This window comes from Aeromonas sp. HMWF014 (genome assembly GCF_963878295.1).
In the GTDB taxonomy this organism is placed as follows: Bacteria; Pseudomonadota; Gammaproteobacteria; order Enterobacterales; family Aeromonadaceae; genus Aeromonas; species Aeromonas popoffii.
In genome coordinates this window covers 1-17,759 of the sequence record NZ_CAWNYS010000087.1, presented here as the reverse complement: position 1 = coordinate 17,759, position 17,759 = coordinate 1, and the positions used below count along the sequence as shown (strand labels likewise).

The following is a 17,759-nucleotide window of genomic DNA, read 5'->3' as shown; positions in this document are numbered from 1 at the left end:
CTCTTCGGTGCCAAGGTAGATATCGGCCCAACGCTCGGCCCAGTTCAGCTCCAGCTCACCATCGCGCTCACCGTCCACGTGGATCTCGATGGGAGAACGATGGCCGTGGGCGATGCGCTGGCAGTTGCCATCGTGCTTTTTCAGGCCGTGGCTGTAGTGGTAGAAGGCGCCATCAATCTGCTCCTGGCGCAGGGTCAGCGCCAAGTCCTTGATGTTGCCGGGCAGCCGCTGGGCCAGCACCGCCAGCAGATAGCGAGTGACGGACTCCTTGTCTATCTGGGGCGCCGGAATGAAGGCAAACCCCTGAGTGGGGCAGCGCAAGTGAATAGAGCGGCCAGGGCGCAGCAGATCGACCGTGCTCTCCTCCCCCTCCAGATGGGCCACATGGACCAGGGCGCATTCGGCCGGTACCAGCAGCTTGTGATCCACCTCTTCATCGATGATCGACTTGATCAGTTTTTTCACCCGACCAAAGTCAAGCAGCATGCTCATCTCGTTGAGCTCGCCGCTCATCTCGACATCCACCAGCCAGCTCTCCCCTACCATGCCACGGCGTTCACACAGGTAGCTGGAATCGATCACGGTCAAATCTCTTACAAATAACTTCATCAGTCAGGCCTTGCTACAGAGAAAGTGCAGTTTGCGATATTATGACCCGCGATCACTGACAAAGGAACCGGACTCCCCCATGAACAAATTGCTTATCAAGAATGCCACCCTGGTCAATGAAGGCCGCATCTATGCCTCGGATGTATTGATTGAAGGGGAACGGATCGCCCGGATCGCCCCTCACATAGAGGCGCCCGATGCCGTGGTGATAGATGCAACCGGTCGTCACCTCATACCCGGGATGATCGATGATCAGGTCCATTTCCGTGAGCCAGGCCTGACCCACAAGGGGACCATCGCCAGTGAATCCCGGGCCGCCGTGGCAGGGGGCACCACCAGCTTCATGGAGATGCCCAACGTCAATCCCCAGACCACTACCCTCGATGCCCTCGAAGCCAAATACCAGATAGCCGCCAACGCCTCCGCCGCCAACTACAGCTTCTATCTCGGCGCCACCAACGACAACCTCGACGAGATAAAGCGCCTCGATCCCAAGCAATCCTGCGGGGTCAAGGTGTTCATGGGCTCCTCGACCGGCAACATGCTGGTGGACAACCAGGAGACACTGGCGGCGATTTTCCGCGAGAGCCCGGTGATGATAGTCACTCACTGCGAGGACACCCCCTCCATCCAGGTGCTGGAAGACGAGGCCCGCGCCAAGTGGGGCGAGGATGTGCCGATGCGCGAGCACGGTCGCATTCGCAATGACGAGGCCTGCTACAAGTCCTCCAGCATGGCGGTAGGTCTGGCGAAAAAGTACGGGGCCAAGCTGCACGTGCTGCACCTCACCTCCGCCAAGGAGCTGTCGCTGTTTACCGCCAGCCATGACCTTAGCGAACTCAAAGACAAGAACATCACCGCCGAGGTATGCGTCCACCACCTGTTCTTCAACGAGGCGGATTACGACACCCTGGGCAGCCAGATCAAATGCAACCCGGCAGTGAAGACAGCCGCCGACCAGCATGCCCTGCTGGATGCGGTGCGCAACGACGTGCTGGATATCATCGCCACCGACCATGCCCCCCACACCTGGGAGGAGAAGCAGAACAGCTACTTCAAGGCGCCGTCCGGCATCCCTCTGGTGCAGCACTCCATGCTGGCGCTGCTGGAGCTCTACCACAACGGCGTGTTTTCACTGGAGACTATCGTCAAGAAGACATCCCACGCAGTAGCCGAGCGCTTCCAGGTGCAGGATCGCGGCTACATTCGTGAGGGCTACTTCGCAGACTTGGTGCTGCTGGATCTGGGCAAGCCCTATGTGGTCAACGACAGCAACCTGCTCTACCTGTGTGGCTGGTCCCCCTTCAACGGCTACCGCTTCCACAGCACGGTGGAGATGACCCTGGTCAATGGCCAGATCGCCTGGCAAAACGGTCAGGTCACCGATCAGGTGCTGGGCAAGCGGCTGACCTTCAACCGCTGATCCCTTCATCACTGATGCAAACGGCCGCCTCCGGGGCGGCCGCTTTCATGGTGGGTTGAAACCTGCGTAGCAAAAGGCCCCTGACATGGGCCCTCAATGGCCGAATGTCGCCGCCATGGCGGTACTTTGAACGCCAATTGCTCGTAAAGCAGGCAAACGGTCTCGGAGTGGGATTTCCCCTGTTGACAGGATCGGGGCATCTCCATAAACTCAGCCCCCGTCAGCCGAGCTGACTCCGTCGGTGTGTAGCGCAGCCAGGTAGCGCATCTGCATGGGGTGTAGAGGGTCGGAGGTTCGAATCCTCTCACACCGACCAAATTCCCCGGTAAAGGCCTTGTCAAACGACAAGGCCTTTTCTTTTATCCCCAGTATCCCCACGGTGACCCGACCGGCGATTGTCTCACGGATCGGTTTGTGCTGTAGTGGTGAGGTGTTTCGCCAAGCGGCCCTCATGATGCAACGTCTGCTCCCCCTCTCCTTCTGCTCCCGTCGCCATGCACGACGGTTTGCCAGCGCGGCAAGCCTGCCTGATCTGGTGCTGGCCTGCCTGCTGAGCGCCCTGCTGCTCGGCTGTGCCACCCCTTATCACAGCGAAAAATCATTCTGGAACGGCCAGACCGGCTTCTCCCAGACACAACTTGGCCCCGACAAGTGGCAGCTGGAGTTTGTCGGCAACGAGCTGATTGATCGGGAGACGGCCCGCAAGTATGTGCTCAAGCGGGCGGGTGAGATGGCACTGAGCCAGGGCTACGAGTGGGTGGCGGTGAACGAGCTGACCCTGTCGCGGGATGCGGTCAGGGTCACCCCCTCGCATCCGGTATTCGGCTTTGATACGGACGAGCCGGACCCCTTTCTGGCGCAGATGCAGGTACAGCACACCACCTCGGCCCTGCTGATCTTCACCCTGTCTCATCGCTCATTAAACGAACAGGACATGCAAGCCAGTTATCTCGCCAATATCAAAACAAACAGTGATTAATATTGATGAAATGCAAGATCAATATCACATACAACTAATGGCAACATAAAATTCTGCTACAAGACTCTGGATTTACCCCCCCGGATTAGGCATGCTGCAAGCACACCGGCTGTCAGGGATCTACTGCCCGGATCACAAAAACGGACTTGAAGTGGCCCCCCTGCCACCCTCAACGCGTTGCACTTATCAAAACTGGGACCCCCCCATGAAAATGAATAAATTGACGGTTGCCATCCTCATCGCAATGCTAGTTGGCATCCTGACTGGTCAGGGCTATCGCATGTTTGCCCCGGATCAGGCTGCTGGCTTTGCCAGTGACATCACCATACTGACCGATATCTTCCTGCGACTGATCAAGATGATCATTGCTCCCCTTGTCTTCACCACCCTGGTCGTCGGTATCGCCAAGATGGGTGATACCCGTACCGTGGGCCGCATCGGTGCCAAGACCCTCGGCTGGTTCATGTTGGCCTCCTTGCTCTCCCTGACCCTGGGTCTGGTGATGGTCACCCTGATGCAACCGGGTGTGGGGCTCTCCCTCTCCCTGCCGGATGATACTGCCAGTTCCGGCGTGGTCGCCGGTGCCATCTCCCTCAAGGACTTCGTCACCCACGCCATCCCGAAAAGCGTGGTGGAGGCCATGGCCACCAACGAGATCCTGCAGATAGTGGTGTTCTCCCTCTTCTTCGGGCTGGCCGCCGCCGCTCTGGGCGATGCCGCCAAACCCGTGGTCAAGCTGATGGCCAGCGCCGCCGAGATCATGCTGAAGGTGACAGGCTACGTGATGAACTTCGCGCCGTTCGCCGTGTTCGGTGCCATCGCCGCCATGGTTGCCAAGGAAGGGCTCGGCATACTCGCCACCTACGGCACTTTTATGGCCCAGTTCTATCTGGCCCTGGCCTGCCTCTGGCTGCTGCTCATCGCCATGGGCAGCCTGTTCATTCGCCGCCGCGTGCTGACCCTGCTGGCCATGATCCGCGAGCCCATCCTGCTGGCCTTCTCCACCGCCAGCTCCGAGGCAGCCTATCCCAAGACCCTGGATCGGCTGGAGAAGTTCGGCTGTGACAAGCGCATCGCCAGCTTCGTGCTGCCCATGGGTTACTCCTTCAACCTGGACGGCTCCATGATGTACTGCACCTTCGCGGTCATGTTCATCGCCCAGGCCTATGGCATAGAGCTCTCCCTGGCTCAACAGATCACCATGCTGCTGTTGCTGATGGTCACCTCCAAGGGGATGGCCGGCGTGCCGCGCGCCTCTCTGGTGGTCATAGCCGCCACCCTGAACCAGTTCCATATTCCGGAAGCTGGCATCCTGTTGCTGCTCGGCATAGATCACTTCCTCGACATGGGTCGCTCCGCCACCAACGTGCTGGGCAATGCCATCGCCGCCAGCGTAGTGGCCAAGACCGAAGACAGCCTGGGTGAAACCGAGCCGCTGGGTGAGGTGGATACCGCCAAGGCGTGATCTTTCCCGCTAGCAAGATATAAAAATGGCCAGCGGATACGTAACACCCGTCACTTAAGCATTTTTGTGATTGAATATTAGAAACGTTGAATAACAGGAGCTGTGCCAGGGTTAACGCGTCAATGTGGCTGACACCTTTGCCCTGACTGGCATCCAATAAAAAAGAGGGAGGCATCATGCCTCCCTCACTCTTTGGCCCTTATACCTCGCGGGCTGGACTCACATGCTCTTAACTGACTTGCCTTGGCTCCTGCGGGAGCCCTTTTTGTGAGTGCCTTATGGAAGGCCGCGTTTAAGCAGCCTTTTTACGGGTCACAAAGAGGCTTAGCCCCATGGACGCCAGCAGGATCAGCGCGACGACACCGAGTGCTATGTCATTCAGGGGGATCTGGAACTGTCCCCTCCGAGATGATGTTCAGCGCCTTCAAGCAGCCTTTTTCTTTTTACGGGTCACAAAGAGACTTAGCCCCATGGACGCCAGCAAGATCAGCGCGACGACACCGAGTGCTATGCCGGTCGGGATCTTGAAGATATCCAGCAACAGCATCTTGACCCCGATAAACATCAGGATCAGCGCCAGACCATACTTGAGCAGGGCAAAGCGATCAGCCACACCAGCCAGCAGGAAGTACATGGCGCGCAGACCCATGATGGCAAAGATGTTGGAGGTCAGCACGATGAAGGGATCCGTGGTCACCGCGAAGATGGCCGGGATACTGTCCACCGCGAAGATGAGATCGCTCACCTCCACCAGCACCAGAATGAGCAGCAGCGGCGTGGCATAACGCACACCGTCACGCCAGACGAAGAAGTTCTCCCCCTCCAGCGTCTCGGTCACCTTGAAGCGGCGGCGCATCCAGCCCAGCAGCGGGTTGTTGGCCAGATCTGGCTCCTTGTCGGCCGCCCACAGCATCTTGGCACCGGTCAGTAGCAAGAAAGCGCCGAACAGATAGAGGATCCAGTGGAACTGCTCGATGAGCCAGCTGCCCGCGAACACCATGCCGGCCCGCATCACGATGGCGCCCAACACCCCGTACAGCAGCACCCGGCGCTGCAGCTCGGCCGGAATGGCAAAGTAGCTAAACAGCATCAGCCAGACGAAGACGTTATCCACCGCCAACGCTTTCTCGATGAGGTAGCCGGTGAGGAACTCCAATCCCTTCTGGTTGGCAATGTCACGGCCAGCACTGTGATCCAGCCAAAACCAGATGGCCAGGTTGAAGAGCAGGGCCACGCTGATCCAGATGAGAGACCAGATCCCCGCCTCTTTGAGAGACACCTTGTGTGACCTGCCACCACCGACAAAGCGTATGTCAATCCATAACAGGACCAGCACTATGCTGAAGAAACCGGTCCACATCCACCATTCACCCATTTTTATCCCTCCCAAAAATGACAAAACCCACGTCCGAGAGGCGTGGGCTTGCATTTGGAGCAGATACGCCTTGCCTCTCGGCAAGGTCTCACTTACAGCCCATTTTCATCGACTGCCCGGCTGCCGGGTGCACTGCAGGATATGGGTGCACCGTAATGACGACAAACCAGCGAGAAGTTACTCCCCTTGTTAGGCAAAGAGTAACAGTGGCCAAAGAGAACGCCAAGAGAGATCTTCCCCTCTTGCCCAAGTTAATCGGGGCTCCATCTGGGAGCCCCGCAAACACGTTCAACAAACCACCATCAAAGCGGATCAGCCTTGAGGCAGGAGACCGCATGGTCGAAGTTTCCCTCAAGCATGGGGCGGGTCTTGGCACACTCGGGGCCAGCTACCGGGCAGCGGGTGCGAAACACGCAGCCGGACGGCGGGTTCATGGGAGATGGCAAGTCCCCCTCCAGGATCTGGATGACCTTGCTGCGCTCCAGATCCGGATCCGGAATGGGCACGGCCGACATCAGGGCCTTGGTATAGGGGTGCAAGGGGTTTGCGAAGATCTCCTTGCGAGTGCCGAGCTCCACCGCATTGCCCAGATACATCACCAGCACCCGATCCGAGATGTGTTTGACCACCGACAAATCGTGAGCGATGAAGATGAGCGACAAGCCCATCTCCTTCTGGATAGCCTTGAGCAGGTTCACCACCTGGGCCTGGATGGAGACATCCAGCGCAGAGACCGGCTCGTCACAGATGATCATCTTGGGTTCCAGGATCAGTGCCCGGGCAATCCCGATCCGCTGGCACTGGCCGCCGGAGAACTCGTGCGGGTAGCGATTGACCAGGTTGGGCAAGAGGCCCACCTTGGTCATCATGGTGCGCACCTTCTCCTTCACCTGCTCTTTGGAGAGGTTGGGATAGAAGGTGATGAGCGGCTCGGCGATGATGTCGCCTATGGTCATTCGCGGATTCAGGGAGGCCAGCGGATCCTGGAAGATCATCTGGATCTCCTTGCGTTTCTCCCGCAGCGCCTTCTGATCTAGCTTGGTCAAATCGTTGCCCAGCCACACCACCTTGCCGTCGGTGGCCGGTACCAGGCCTATCAGGGCACGGGCGAAGGTGGACTTGCCACAGCCGGACTCGCCCACCACACCCAGGGTCTCCCCCTCGTACAGGCGCAGAGTCACCCCGTCTACCGCCTTCAACGCCGAGGGCTTGGCCCAGGGCCAGGCTCTGTCACTCTTGATGCTAAAGTGGACCTTGAGGTCAGACACTTCCAGCAGCAGTTTCTTGTCAGTACCCATTTAATTCGCCCCCTTGATCATGGCATCCGATACCCAATGGCAGGCCCGTTCGCGGCCGTCGTTGAACGGGGTCAGGATCGGTGACTGCTGACCGCAAATCCCGCTTACACGGTGGCAGCGCTCCTGGAAGGGGCAGCCGGTGGGCAGACGCAGCAGGTTGGGCGGATTGCCCGGAATGGTAGGCAGCTCTTCCCCTTCGGTGTCGAGGCGGGGAATGGCGCGCAGCAAACCCTCGGTATAGGGATGACTCGGGCGATAGAAGATGTCCTTCACCCGGCCGTACTCCATGGTACGACCGGCGTACATCACCAGCACCTTGTCACAGATACCCGCTACCACACCCAAGTCGTGGGTGATCATGATGATGGCGGTGTTGAACTCGCGCTTTAGCTCGTTCATCAGCGTCATGATCTGGGCCTGCACCGTCACGTCCAGCGCCGTGGTCGGTTCATCGGCGATGAGCAGCTGTGGCCGGCACAAGAGGGCCATGGCAATCATCACCCGTTGACGCATACCGCCAGAGAACTCGTGGGGGTACATGTTCATCCGCTTGCGCGACTCAGGGATCTTCACCGCATCCAGCATGCGTACCGACTCTTCGAACGCTGCGGCCTTGCTCACACCCTTGTGCAGCATCAGCACTTCCATCAGCTGATCCTTCACCTTCATGTAGGGATTAAGAGAGGTCATGGGATCCTGGAAGATCATGGCGATCTTCTCGGAGCGGATCTTGTTGAGCTTGTGTTCCGGCAGGTTGAGGATTTCGTCGCCCTGAAACTTGGCCGACCCCGTGATGATGCCGTTCTTGGCCAACAGCCCCATGATGGCAAATGCAGTCTGGGACTTGCCGGAGCCGGACTCGCCGACGATCCCCAGGGTCTCGCCAGCCGCCAGGGAGAAGTTGAGGTCGTTGACCGCCACCACATTGCCGTCCGGGGTCTTGAACTCGACCCGCAGATCTTTTACATCCAGTAACTTCATATAAAAAACTCCTTATCGATCTTTCGTGATGCTTTCCTGTCGATCCGATGCTCGATTAACGATCTTTCGGATCGAGGGCGTCACGCAGGCCATCCCCGAGGAAGTTGAAGCAAAACAGGGTCACCACCATGAAACCGGCGGGGAACAAGAGTTGCCAGATGGCCACTTCCATCGACTTGGAGCCTTCATCCAGCAGGGCACCCCAGCTGGTCATGGGTTCCTGGACGCCGAGGCCCAGAAAACTCAGGAAGGATTCAAACATGATCATGCCCGGTACCAGCAAGGTGGCGTAGACGGCCACGATACCGAGCACGTTCGGCACTATGTGACGGGTGATGATCTTCCACTTGGAGACGCCACAGACGTGGGCCGCCTCGATAAACTCCTTGCTCTTGAGACTCAGGGTCTGGCCTCGCACGATCCGCGCCATGTCGAGCCAGCTCACCGCCCCGATGGCGATGAAGATGAGCGCCAGATTGCGGCCGAAGAAGGTCACCAGCATGATCACGAAGAACATGAAAGGGAAGGCGTTGAGGATCTCGAGTACGCGCATCATCAGACTATCGACCCGACCGCCGATGAAGCCGGAAGCGGCGCCATACAGGGTGCCGATGACCACGGCCACCATGGCGCCCATGATGCCGACCATCAGCGAAATGCGGCCCCCCAGCAGGGTACGCACGAACAGATCGCGCCCCAGACTGTCGGTACCGAACCAGTGGCCGGTTTCCATATCCGGTGCCGCCTGCATCGCGCCCCAGTCCGGATCGTCGAAGGTATATTGGGACAGGTGCGGCCCCACTATCACTGCCAGACCGATAATGGTCAGTATGATGAGGCTGGTCAGCGCGGCCTTGTTACGCAGGAAACGGCGACGGGCATCCTTCCACAGGGAGCGTCCTTCCACCACTTCCACTTGCTGTGCGAACGCCGCTATGGCTTCGCGTTTCTCAGTTGTGACAACCATGATCTACTCCCGACTTAGTAACGGATCTTGGGATCGATAAAGGCATAGAGAATATCGACCACGGCGTTAAAGGTGATGGTGAGGGCACCGACCAGAATGGTCAGCCCGAGCACCATGGAGTAATCACGGTTAAGGGCACCGTTGACAAACAACTGACCAATTCCCGGCAGACCGAAGATGGTCTCAATCACCACGGAACCCGTGATGATGCCGACAAAGGCCGGGCCCAGATAGGAGACCACCGGCAGCATGGCCGGACGCAGCGCGTGTTTCAGTATGATGTGACGCAGCGGCAGGCCCTTGGCACGGGCGGTACGGATGAAGTTGGAGTTCATGGTCTCGATCATGCTGCCACGCATGATGCGCGAGATGGCGGAGATGTAGTACATCATCATGCCGAACACTGGCAGCACCATAAACTGGATGCCGCCCCCCTGCCAGCCACCGGCCGGGAACCAGCCCAGATAGATGCTGAAGAAGAGTACCAGCAAGGGTGCCAGTACAAAGCCCGGGATCACCACCCCGGCCATGGCCGACGACATCAGCAGATAGTCGATGATGGTGTTTTGTTTCAAGGCCGCTATGGTGCCGAAAGTGACCCCCAGCAAGACGGCAAAGACGAAAGCCGCGCTCCCGATCTTGGCAGAAACAGGCAACGCCTGGCTCACCAGATCATTGACGCTGAAGTCCTTGTATTTGAAAGAGGGGCCCAGATCGCCCCGTAACAGGTTGCCCAGGTAGGTGAGGTATTGCACGCCAATGGGCTTGTCCAGGCCGTACTTGGCCTCGATATTGGCCAACACTTCCGGCGGCAGGGCACGTTCGCTGGTGAAGGGGTTGCCCGGCGCGAAACGCATCATGAAGAAGGAGACGGTGATCAAGACCAGCAGTGTCGGGATCGCTTCCAATAGCCGTTTAAAAATGAATTTCAACATAGACAATTCCTGTCCTGTACAGCTTCCAAAGGGTCGCGGTTGTAATAAAGGCCCGCCGTCTGGCGGGCCTGCTTGTTATGCGACTTGTTATGTTATTCAGTGAGCAATGATGTACATGTCTTTGCTGTAGAGGTTATCCAGCGGGTTGCTCGGGTAACCCCCGACGTAAGATTTGACCATGCGGGGCTGAACATATTGATAGATAGGGATAATTGGCATGTCCTTGGCCAGGATCTCTTCGCCCTGGACATAGAGCTTGTTGCGCGCATCCGCATCAACCTGATCGCGTGACTCGTCCATCAACTTGTCAAACGCAGCATTGGAATACTTGCCATCGTTGTTACCGTGAGTGGTCTGCATCAGATCCAGCATGGAGGAGGCTTCGTTGTAGTCAGCGCTCCAGCCGGCACGACTCACGTCAAACTGGCCCTGCTTCTTGGTCTCCAGGTAGGTTTTCCACTCCTGGTTCACCAGACTCACCTCTGTCCCCAGCTTCTTCCACATGGAGGCGACGGCGACCGCCACCTTCTTGTGGTTGTCGTCTGTGTTGTAGAGCAGCTCGAACTTCAGCGGCTTGCTGGCATCAAAACCGGCCTCTTTCAGCAGGGCCTTCGCCTTGGCGTCACGCTCCGCCTGGGTCAGCTTGGACCACTCGGGGGCAACCGGTTTGAAACCATCGACATAGTCAGGAGTGAGACCATAAGCAGGTGTTTGACCTTGTCCCATCACCTTGTCGGCAATGACATCGCGATCAACGGCATAAGCTAACGCGGTACGCACCCGAACATCGTCAAACGGCTTTTTCTGAGTATTGAACTGGTAGTAGTAGGTCGAAACCAACCCCTCCACTTTCAAGTCCTCCGGATAGTCTTTTTTCAATTGCTTAAAGCGCTCGATAGGCACGTTCCATGTCATATCGATCTCACCAGCCAAGAAGCGGTTCAGCTCGGCGTTGGTAGACTGGATTGGCAAATAGGTCACCTTGTTGATGACGGTCTTGCCATCGTTCCAGTAGTGCTTGTTGCGCTCCAGCTCGATCCGCTCGTTGACCACCCAATTCTTCAGTACATAGGCACCGTTGGATACCATGTTTTCTGGCTGGGTCCACTTGTCACCAAACTTTTCAATCACATTCTTCGGGACTGGGTAGGTGGTGGTGTGGGAGAGCATGGTAACGAAATAGGGGATCGCTTTCTCCAATTGCACTTCGAGGGTGTAATCGTCGGCAGCCTTCACACCCAGCGTATTGGATGGCTTCTTGCCGGCGATGATCTCGGTGGCGTTGGCAATGGTTGGCATCTCCAGATACCAGGAGTAAGGAGAGGCTGTCTTGGGATCCACTGCACGTTGGAAGGCATAAACAAAGTCGTGGGCAGTAACCGGTTCACCATTGGACCATTTCGCATCTTTGCGCAGGTGGAATACGAAGTGTTTGTTGTCCTTGGTTTCCCAGGACTCGGCCATGGCAGGGACAACTTCACCCTTGGGACCTGAGGTCACGAGACCTTCAAACAAGTCACGTAAAATCGCTGACTCTGGGGTACCTTCCACTTTTTGTGGATCCAAGGTTGCCGGCTCCGAGCCATTGCCTTTGACCAGTTGCTGGACTTCAGCCAGCTTGGTTCCCGCCGGGACATCGGCAGCCTGAGCCACGTTGACGCCACCAAACAGGGCAGCCATCAGCAGTGTGTTAATCATTGTTTTTTTATGAGTCATTTCCCTACTCCAACAAGAACATTCCATGCGTTTGTCCATCAACGAGATAAATACCCGCTGCCAGCATAATTCCCTGACAATTCTAATAATGCAATAGATATCATCAGACCAAGCTGGGCTTCATGGTTAAAAAAACAGCTTTCAGCCAATTATTCAGCATTTAAATATGGCGTTGCGGACGCTTTTTATACAGACCCGCTCGATTCTAGGAAATGACCAACAAAAAAGAAACAATAAAAAGCCGGTCACGAGGACCGGCTCAGACAAAACAGACCTGAATCACATCAATCCGGGGAAGACCCCCTTGATCCCCGCCACCATGATCTCGATGCCGAGCGACATCATGATGAGACCCATGATCCGGGTGACCACGTTGATGCCGGTGTTGCCCATCAGCTTGAACAACAAGGGGGCGGCGCGGAAGATGAGCCAGGAGCAGAAGGCAAATACCATCACCACCAGCGACATGCCCAGCATCTGGGACCAGGTACTCTGGCTGGCGTTGACAATAGAAGAAGAGATGGCCCCCGGACCCGCCATCAGCGGCAGTGCCAGCGGCACCACAGCGACTGATTCCCGCGCAGCCAGCTCCCCTTTCTCCTGCTTGTTATGCTTCACCTCCCCCAGCTTGCCCTGCAGCATGGACCAGGCGATCAGCGTGATGAGCGACCCGCCGGCGATGCGAAACGACGCCAGCGAGATACCAAAACCGTCCAGGATCAGCTGCCCCATGTACATGGAGACCAACAGGATGATCATCACCGCAATGTTGGCGGTGGTGTTGGTCTTCATCCGCTCTTCCGGGGTTTGATGGCCGGTCAGACTGACAAAAACCGGCAGCAATCCCAGCGGATTGATGATCGCGAACAAACCGATGAAAAACTTCAGATATAAAGAGACGTCAATTGCTGCCATAGGCGCCATCCAGAAGGTAAGCAAAGCCACGCGGGCCACCCCGATAAACCGAGCGTAAATTTACACCATGCCCTCAACCTGCACCAATCAAATAATCTCACCCTTTCCGTGGCTTTTCAGTTAGTTCCTCTAATGTATCGCCAAAATTCAACATATTGATTTGTTAATAAACATCGTCACCATTTAACACGCTGATAAAATCACTTCGAGTTTTATGTGGCCATGCCGTTTTGGTGCGACATTTTCTCTCAGCAAACAAGGATTTTTTAATGATTGATACGGACATCAAGTTGCAATGGCGCCTGGCTTCGCAACCGGCAGGCACGGTCGATCCCCTGCTCGGCTTTTTTGGCCGGCGGCAATGAGGGTGTCAGTGGCGGCGATCTTCAGCGCTATCATGGATTAAAAGAACAACCATTTTTTCAACAAGAATTAAACGCTAGTGGGTATCTGCTCCTGGATGATCGCCGTTTCTATCACAATACGGCCCCCAGACTGCCCCAGGCCCCGACCCGAGGACACCGGGACGTAATCGTGCTAACTGCTTGAAAAATGGTATCTAGCGCCTTGTTCACGCGCCATTCAGCCCACTTTCGCCCCACGCTACATTCGTGTAACATCCAAAAAACATGTATTGTGAAACAAAATTTCTTTTGTTCTTTTGTTACACATGATCCAGATCAACTTTTTCTGAGTCAGCCGCGCTCTATAATCGACTCAGAAAGCAATTTAGTAAGGCATGTAAATACCCCCTTGTAGTGATTCTCGCCTTGACAAGGCGACTATAATTGCCGGGCATTGCCAAGCTCTTACTAAACAGTTTTCAAATCATCAGGAGATAAACATGGCAGTAACCAATTTGGCCGAACTGGATGCACTGGTCGCCCGCGTTAAAGAAGCACAGCGTGAATTCGCCAGCTTCTCGCAAGAGCAGGTAGACAAGGTTTTCCGTGCCGCCGCCCTGGCCGCCAGCAATGCCCGTATCCCCCTGGCCCAGATGGCCGTGGAAGAGTCCGGTATGGGGATCATCGAAGACAAGGTTATCAAGAACCACTTCGCCTCCGAATACATCTACAACGCATACAAAGACGAGAAGACCTGCGGCATCCTGAGCCAGGATGACGAGATGGGCACCATGATCATCGCCGAGCCGGTCGGTATCATCTGCGGTATCGTTCCGACCACCAACCCGACCGCTACCGCGATCTTCAAATCGTTAATCTCCCTGAAGACCCGCAACGCCATCATCTTCTCCCCGCACCCACGTGCCAAGAACTCCACCAATACCGCAGCCAAGCTGGTACTGGATGCAGCCGTGGCCGCTGGTGCACCGAAAGACATCATCGGCTGGATCGATCAACCGTCCGTTGAGCTCTCTAACGCGCTGATGAAGCACAACGACATCAACCTGATCCTGGCCACTGGTGGCCCGGGCATGGTGAAAGCCGCTTACTCTTCCGGTAAGCCTGCTATCGGTGTGGGTGCCGGTAACGTGCCGATCGTCATCGACGAAACCGCCGATGTAAAACGCGCCGTTGCCTCCATCCTGATGTCCAAGACCTTCGACAACGGTGTGGTCTGTGCTTCCGAGCAAGCTGTTATCGTCGTTGACTCCATCTATAACCAGGTGAAAGAGCGTTTCTCCAACCACGATGGCTACATCCTGTCCAAAGATGAAGCGGACAAGGTACGTAAAGTGCTGCTGATCAACGGCGCGCTGAACGCAGATATCGTCGGCCAGCCGGCCACCAAGATCGCCGCCATGGCTGGCGTGACTGTGCCAGCCACCACCAAAATCCTGATCGGTGAAGGCCTGGAATTGTGCGCTGAAGATGAGTTCGCTCATGAGAAGCTCTCCCCGACCCTGGGTATGTTCCGCGCCAAGAACTTCGAAGAAGCCGTCGAGATGGCCTGCACCATGGTTAACATCGGTGGTATCGGTCACACCTCAGGTCTGTACACCGACCAGGATCGCAACCAGGACCGTATCAGATACTTCGGCGACAAGATGAAGACCGCCCGTATTCTGATCAACACCCCCTCCACCCAGGGTGGTATCGGTGACCTGTACAACTTTGCTCTTGCTCCTTCCCTGACCCTGGGTTGCGGCTCCTGGAGTGGCAACTCCATCTCCGAGAACGTCGGTCCCAAGCACCTGATCAACAAGAAGACAGTCGCAAAACGGGCAGAAAATATGCTGTGGCACAAACTTCCGAAATCCATCTATTTCCGTCGTGGCTCCCTGCCGATCGCCCTCGGTGATCTGGAAGGCAAAAAGCGTGCAATGGTTGTCACCGACCGCTTCCTGTTCAACAACGGCTATGCCGACGACGTGGTTCGTCTGCTCAAGAAGCTGAACATGGAAGTGGAAGTATTCTACGAAGTAGAAGCTGACCCAACGCTGTCGGTGGTTCGCAAGGGCGCCGAGATGGCCAACTCCTTCAAGCCGGACGTTATCCTGGCACTGGGTGGTGGTTCACCGATGGATGCGGCCAAGATCATGTGGGTCATGTACGAGCACCCGGATACCGAGTTTGAAGATCTTGCCATGCGCTTTATGGACATCCGCAAGCGTATCTACAAGTTCCCGAAAATGGGCGTGAAGGCCGAACTGGTCTGTATCACCACCACTTCCGGTACCGGTTCTGAAGTCACCCCGTTTGCGGTCGTGACCGACGACGCCACCGGCATGAAGTACCCGCTGGCTGACTACGAGCTGACCCCGAACATGGCCATCGTGGATGCCAACCTGGTCATGAACATGCCCAAGTCCCTGTGCGCCTTCGGCGGTGTGGATGCAGTCACTCACGCCATGGAAGCCTACGTTTCCGTACTGGCCAACGAGTACTCAGACGGTCAGGCGCTGCAAGCCCTGAAACTGCTGAAAGAGTACCTGCCGTCCAGCTACCAGAACGGTGCCAACGATCCGGTTGCTCGCGAGAAAGTACACAACGCAGCCACCATCGCCGGTATCGCGTTCGCCAACGCCTTCCTGGGTGTGTGTCACTCCATGGCGCACAAACTGGGTGCAGAATTCCACATTCCGCACGGTCTGGCTAACGCCCTGCTGATCAGCAACGTGATCCGTTACAACGCCAACGACAACCCGACCAAGCAGACTGCGTTCTCCCAGTACGACCGTCCGCAAGCCCGCCGTCGTTATGCCGAAGTGGCTGACCATCTGGGTCTGAGCGCAGCCGGTGACCGTACCGCTGCCAAGATCGAGAAGCTGCTGGCCTGGCTGGATGAGCTGAAAGCCACTCTGGGCATCCCGGCCTCCATCCGTGAAGCTGGCGTGAACGAAGCCGACTTCCTGGCCAAGGTTGACCAGCTGGCGCTGGAAGCCTTCGATGACCAGTGCACCGGTGCCAACCCGCGCTACCCGCTGATCACCGAGCTCAAAGCCATACTGATGGACACCTACTACGGTCGCCCCTTTACCGAGGAAGCACGAGTAGCAGTGGAAGCCAAGGCTGAGACCAAGGCGGACAACAAGAAAAAATCCAAGGCCTGATAATCGGACTTGAACTAGAGAGCCCGCGCACATGCGCGGGCTTTTTTGTTTGTCTATCTCTCTAATTTTGCTAGCTTGTTGGTAAGCATTCATGGACCTCGAGTTAGCACATGTCGCTGATACAAGCCTCGATAGAGCAGTTACGGATCGGCCACTACATCCATCTCCCCACGGGATGGACCAGTCACCCTTTTATGTTCAATGCCTTCAAGATCAAGGATCAGCAACAACTCGACATCATTCGCCATCTCGACCTCAATCTGTTGATGGTGGATCCGGACAAGAGCGACCTGCCCATAGAGCCCATCTTGCGCGGCGATATTCCCGCCGCCGGCCCCGATCTGTCGATCATCGATGAGGTCATAGACACGGGCCTCACTCCCTTCGACGAGAAAGCTTTCCGCCGCTCCCTGCGCGCCGCCGACAAAGCCTTTGGCCAATCCATGTCCGAGCTGCGCGATGCACTGGGGGCCCTCAACCTCAAGCCTGACGAAGGGCTGGCTAATACGGCGCAGATAGTGCGCAATGCCGCCGCCCGTATCAGTGAACACGAGGGGCCACTCGGCCTGCATCTCATTCGCAGCCCACACACCGACATATTGCTGCAGCACAGCCTGAACGTGGCTTTCATCGCCATGCTGATGGCCCGGGAACTCGGCATGAACCCCATCGAGATCGAGGAGACTGGACTGGCAGGCCTTGTGCACGATATCGGAGAGCTGAGAATCCCGAGCCAGATCACCCAGAAACGGGGGGATCTCAACAAGTCAGAGCAAAATTTTCTCAACATGCATCCCCAGTACGGGCTGGAGATGCTGACCCAGTTACAGGCATTTGAGTTCAAGATCCGCCAGGTGGCCCATCTGCACCACGAGCGGCTCGATGGCAGCGGCTTTCCTCTGGGCATCAAGGGCGGCGAGATCCCGCCACTGGCACGGATCATCGGGCTGGTGGACTACTATGACGAGCTGCTGCACCCGCGCAGCAGTGCGACCCCGGCCGCACCGAGCCAGGCCATCAGCCAGCTCTACAAGCTGTCCCAGAAGAAGTTCGATCAGGATCTGGTCAAGCTGCTGATCAAGGTGTTGGGAGTCTATCCCCCCGGTTCGCTGGTGCAGCTCTCCGACGACTCTGTGGCGCTGGTGCTCTCAACCGAGCCCACCATGCCCCTCAAACCCAAGGTACTGCCCTACCTCAAAGCGCAGCGACCGGAAGGGGTGGCCATGCTGGATCTGCGGGAGGATGAGCGCACCATCAAGTCATTTATCAAGCAAGAAGACCTGGATGAGGGACAAAGGCTGTTTTTTAACCTTACCCGGCGCTTCTGTTACTATTTTGCCTTCTGAGTTATCCCCAGAAGCTGGGGATAACTCATTGGACAAACCTGAATAATTGCCCAATTACCTTCAAAAGGGTTCACTGCCGACCCTGGATAAAAAACGCCCAGCCAGGGGGCCGGGCGGAGCATGCCACCTCCGTGTGGCGTATCCAGCGGATACATTCATGCTCCATCCAGCAATACCAACCCTAGGGCGATTATACAAATATCAATTTAACATGCTGATTTGATATGGTTTTATTT

Annotated in this window: 14 protein-coding genes and 1 tRNA gene; 7 read left to right on the top strand and 8 right to left on the bottom strand. The window is 56.6% G+C overall.

What is annotated here, in order from left to right; genetic code table 11:
* Positions 1 to 609: 6-carboxytetrahydropterin synthase (locus AAC083_RS03490; protein ID WP_181364629.1), on the bottom strand; the 609-nt coding region annotated here is incomplete at its 3' end.
* Positions 610 to 688: 79 nt separating this feature from the next.
* Between AAC083_RS03490 and AAC083_RS03485 the strand changes: the two genes are divergently transcribed.
* The 4 genes from AAC083_RS03485 to AAC083_RS03470 all read left to right on the top strand — a co-directional run bounded on the left by AAC083_RS03485 (position 689) and on the right by AAC083_RS03470 (position 4,476).
* Complete coding sequence (locus tag AAC083_RS03485; RefSeq protein WP_108535805.1) at positions 689 to 2,032, top strand: dihydroorotase; 1,344 nt, start codon at positions 689 to 691, stop codon at positions 2,030 to 2,032.
* Between the two features lie 239 nt (positions 2,033 to 2,271).
* Positions 2,272 to 2,348: transfer RNA gene (locus AAC083_RS03480), tRNA-Pro, on the top strand.
* Positions 2,349 to 2,579: 231 nt separating this feature from the next.
* On the top strand, positions 2,580 to 3,011 hold the full coding sequence (locus AAC083_RS03475) for a CC0125/CC1285 family lipoprotein (RefSeq protein ID WP_181364630.1): 432 nt from the start codon (positions 2,580 to 2,582) through the stop codon (positions 3,009 to 3,011).
* A gap of 205 nt (positions 3,012 to 3,216) precedes the next feature.
* A complete protein-coding gene (locus AAC083_RS03470) occupies positions 3,217 to 4,476 on the top strand; it encodes a dicarboxylate/amino acid:cation symporter (protein ID WP_042036811.1) in 1,260 nt (419 codons plus the stop codon).
* A gap of 424 nt (positions 4,477 to 4,900) precedes the next feature.
* Here the strand turns inward: AAC083_RS03470 and AAC083_RS03465 are convergent, their stop codons facing one another.
* From AAC083_RS03465 to AAC083_RS03435, 7 genes are all read right to left on the bottom strand, one after another.
* Positions 4,901 to 5,851, bottom strand: a complete 951-nt coding sequence (locus AAC083_RS03465; protein WP_108535803.1) for a TerC family protein — start codon at positions 5,849 to 5,851, stop codon at positions 4,901 to 4,903.
* A 302-nt stretch (positions 5,852 to 6,153) separates the two neighbouring features.
* On the bottom strand, positions 6,154 to 7,149 hold the full coding sequence (gene oppF, locus AAC083_RS03460) for a murein tripeptide/oligopeptide ABC transporter ATP binding protein OppF (protein ID WP_043141223.1): 996 nt from the start codon (positions 7,147 to 7,149) through the stop codon (positions 6,154 to 6,156).
* Positions 7,150 to 8,130 carry an ABC transporter ATP-binding protein gene (locus AAC083_RS03455; protein ID WP_108535802.1) on the bottom strand — a complete coding sequence of 327 codons (981 nt, stop codon included), beginning with the start codon at positions 8,128 to 8,130 and terminating at the stop codon, positions 7,150 to 7,152. It lies immediately after the preceding gene.
* 55 nt (positions 8,131 to 8,185) lie between these two features.
* Positions 8,186 to 9,097: an oligopeptide ABC transporter permease OppC gene (oppC, locus tag AAC083_RS03450; protein WP_042036753.1), complete on the bottom strand. Its 912-nt coding sequence runs from the start codon at positions 9,095 to 9,097 to the stop codon at positions 8,186 to 8,188.
* A gap of 14 nt (positions 9,098 to 9,111) precedes the next feature.
* Positions 9,112 to 10,032, bottom strand: a complete 921-nt coding sequence (gene oppB / locus AAC083_RS03445; protein ID WP_042036751.1) for an oligopeptide ABC transporter permease OppB — start codon at positions 10,030 to 10,032, stop codon at positions 9,112 to 9,114.
* Positions 10,033 to 10,128: 96 nt separating this feature from the next.
* Complete coding sequence (locus AAC083_RS03440) at positions 10,129 to 11,748, bottom strand: ABC transporter substrate-binding protein (protein ID WP_108535801.1); 1,620 nt, start codon at positions 11,746 to 11,748, stop codon at positions 10,129 to 10,131.
* A gap of 279 nt (positions 11,749 to 12,027) precedes the next feature.
* Entirely contained in the window at positions 12,028 to 12,663 is a 636-nt protein-coding gene (locus tag AAC083_RS03435) for a YchE family NAAT transporter (protein ID WP_042036749.1), read from the bottom strand.
* Positions 12,664 to 13,011: 348 nt separating this feature from the next.
* Between AAC083_RS03435 and AAC083_RS03430 the strand changes: the two genes are divergently transcribed.
* The 3 genes from AAC083_RS03430 to AAC083_RS03420 all read left to right on the top strand — a co-directional run bounded on the left by AAC083_RS03430 (position 13,012) and on the right by AAC083_RS03420 (position 17,523).
* Positions 13,012 to 13,212, top strand: coding sequence for a 2OG-Fe dioxygenase family protein (locus AAC083_RS03430; protein WP_258224587.1), 201 nt, complete (start codon positions 13,012 to 13,014; stop codon positions 13,210 to 13,212).
* A 295-nt stretch (positions 13,213 to 13,507) separates the two neighbouring features.
* Positions 13,508 to 16,177 (top strand): bifunctional acetaldehyde-CoA/alcohol dehydrogenase, encoded by a 2,670-nt coding sequence (gene adhE / locus AAC083_RS03425; protein WP_108535799.1) that lies wholly within the window; start codon positions 13,508 to 13,510, stop codon positions 16,175 to 16,177.
* A 110-nt stretch (positions 16,178 to 16,287) separates the two neighbouring features.
* The gene (locus AAC083_RS03420; protein ID WP_042036746.1) at positions 16,288 to 17,523 is read left to right on the top strand and encodes an HD-GYP domain-containing protein; all 1,236 of its coding nucleotides are present in this window, start codon (positions 16,288 to 16,290) and stop codon (positions 17,521 to 17,523) included.
* Positions 17,524 to 17,759: the final 236 nt, after the last annotated feature.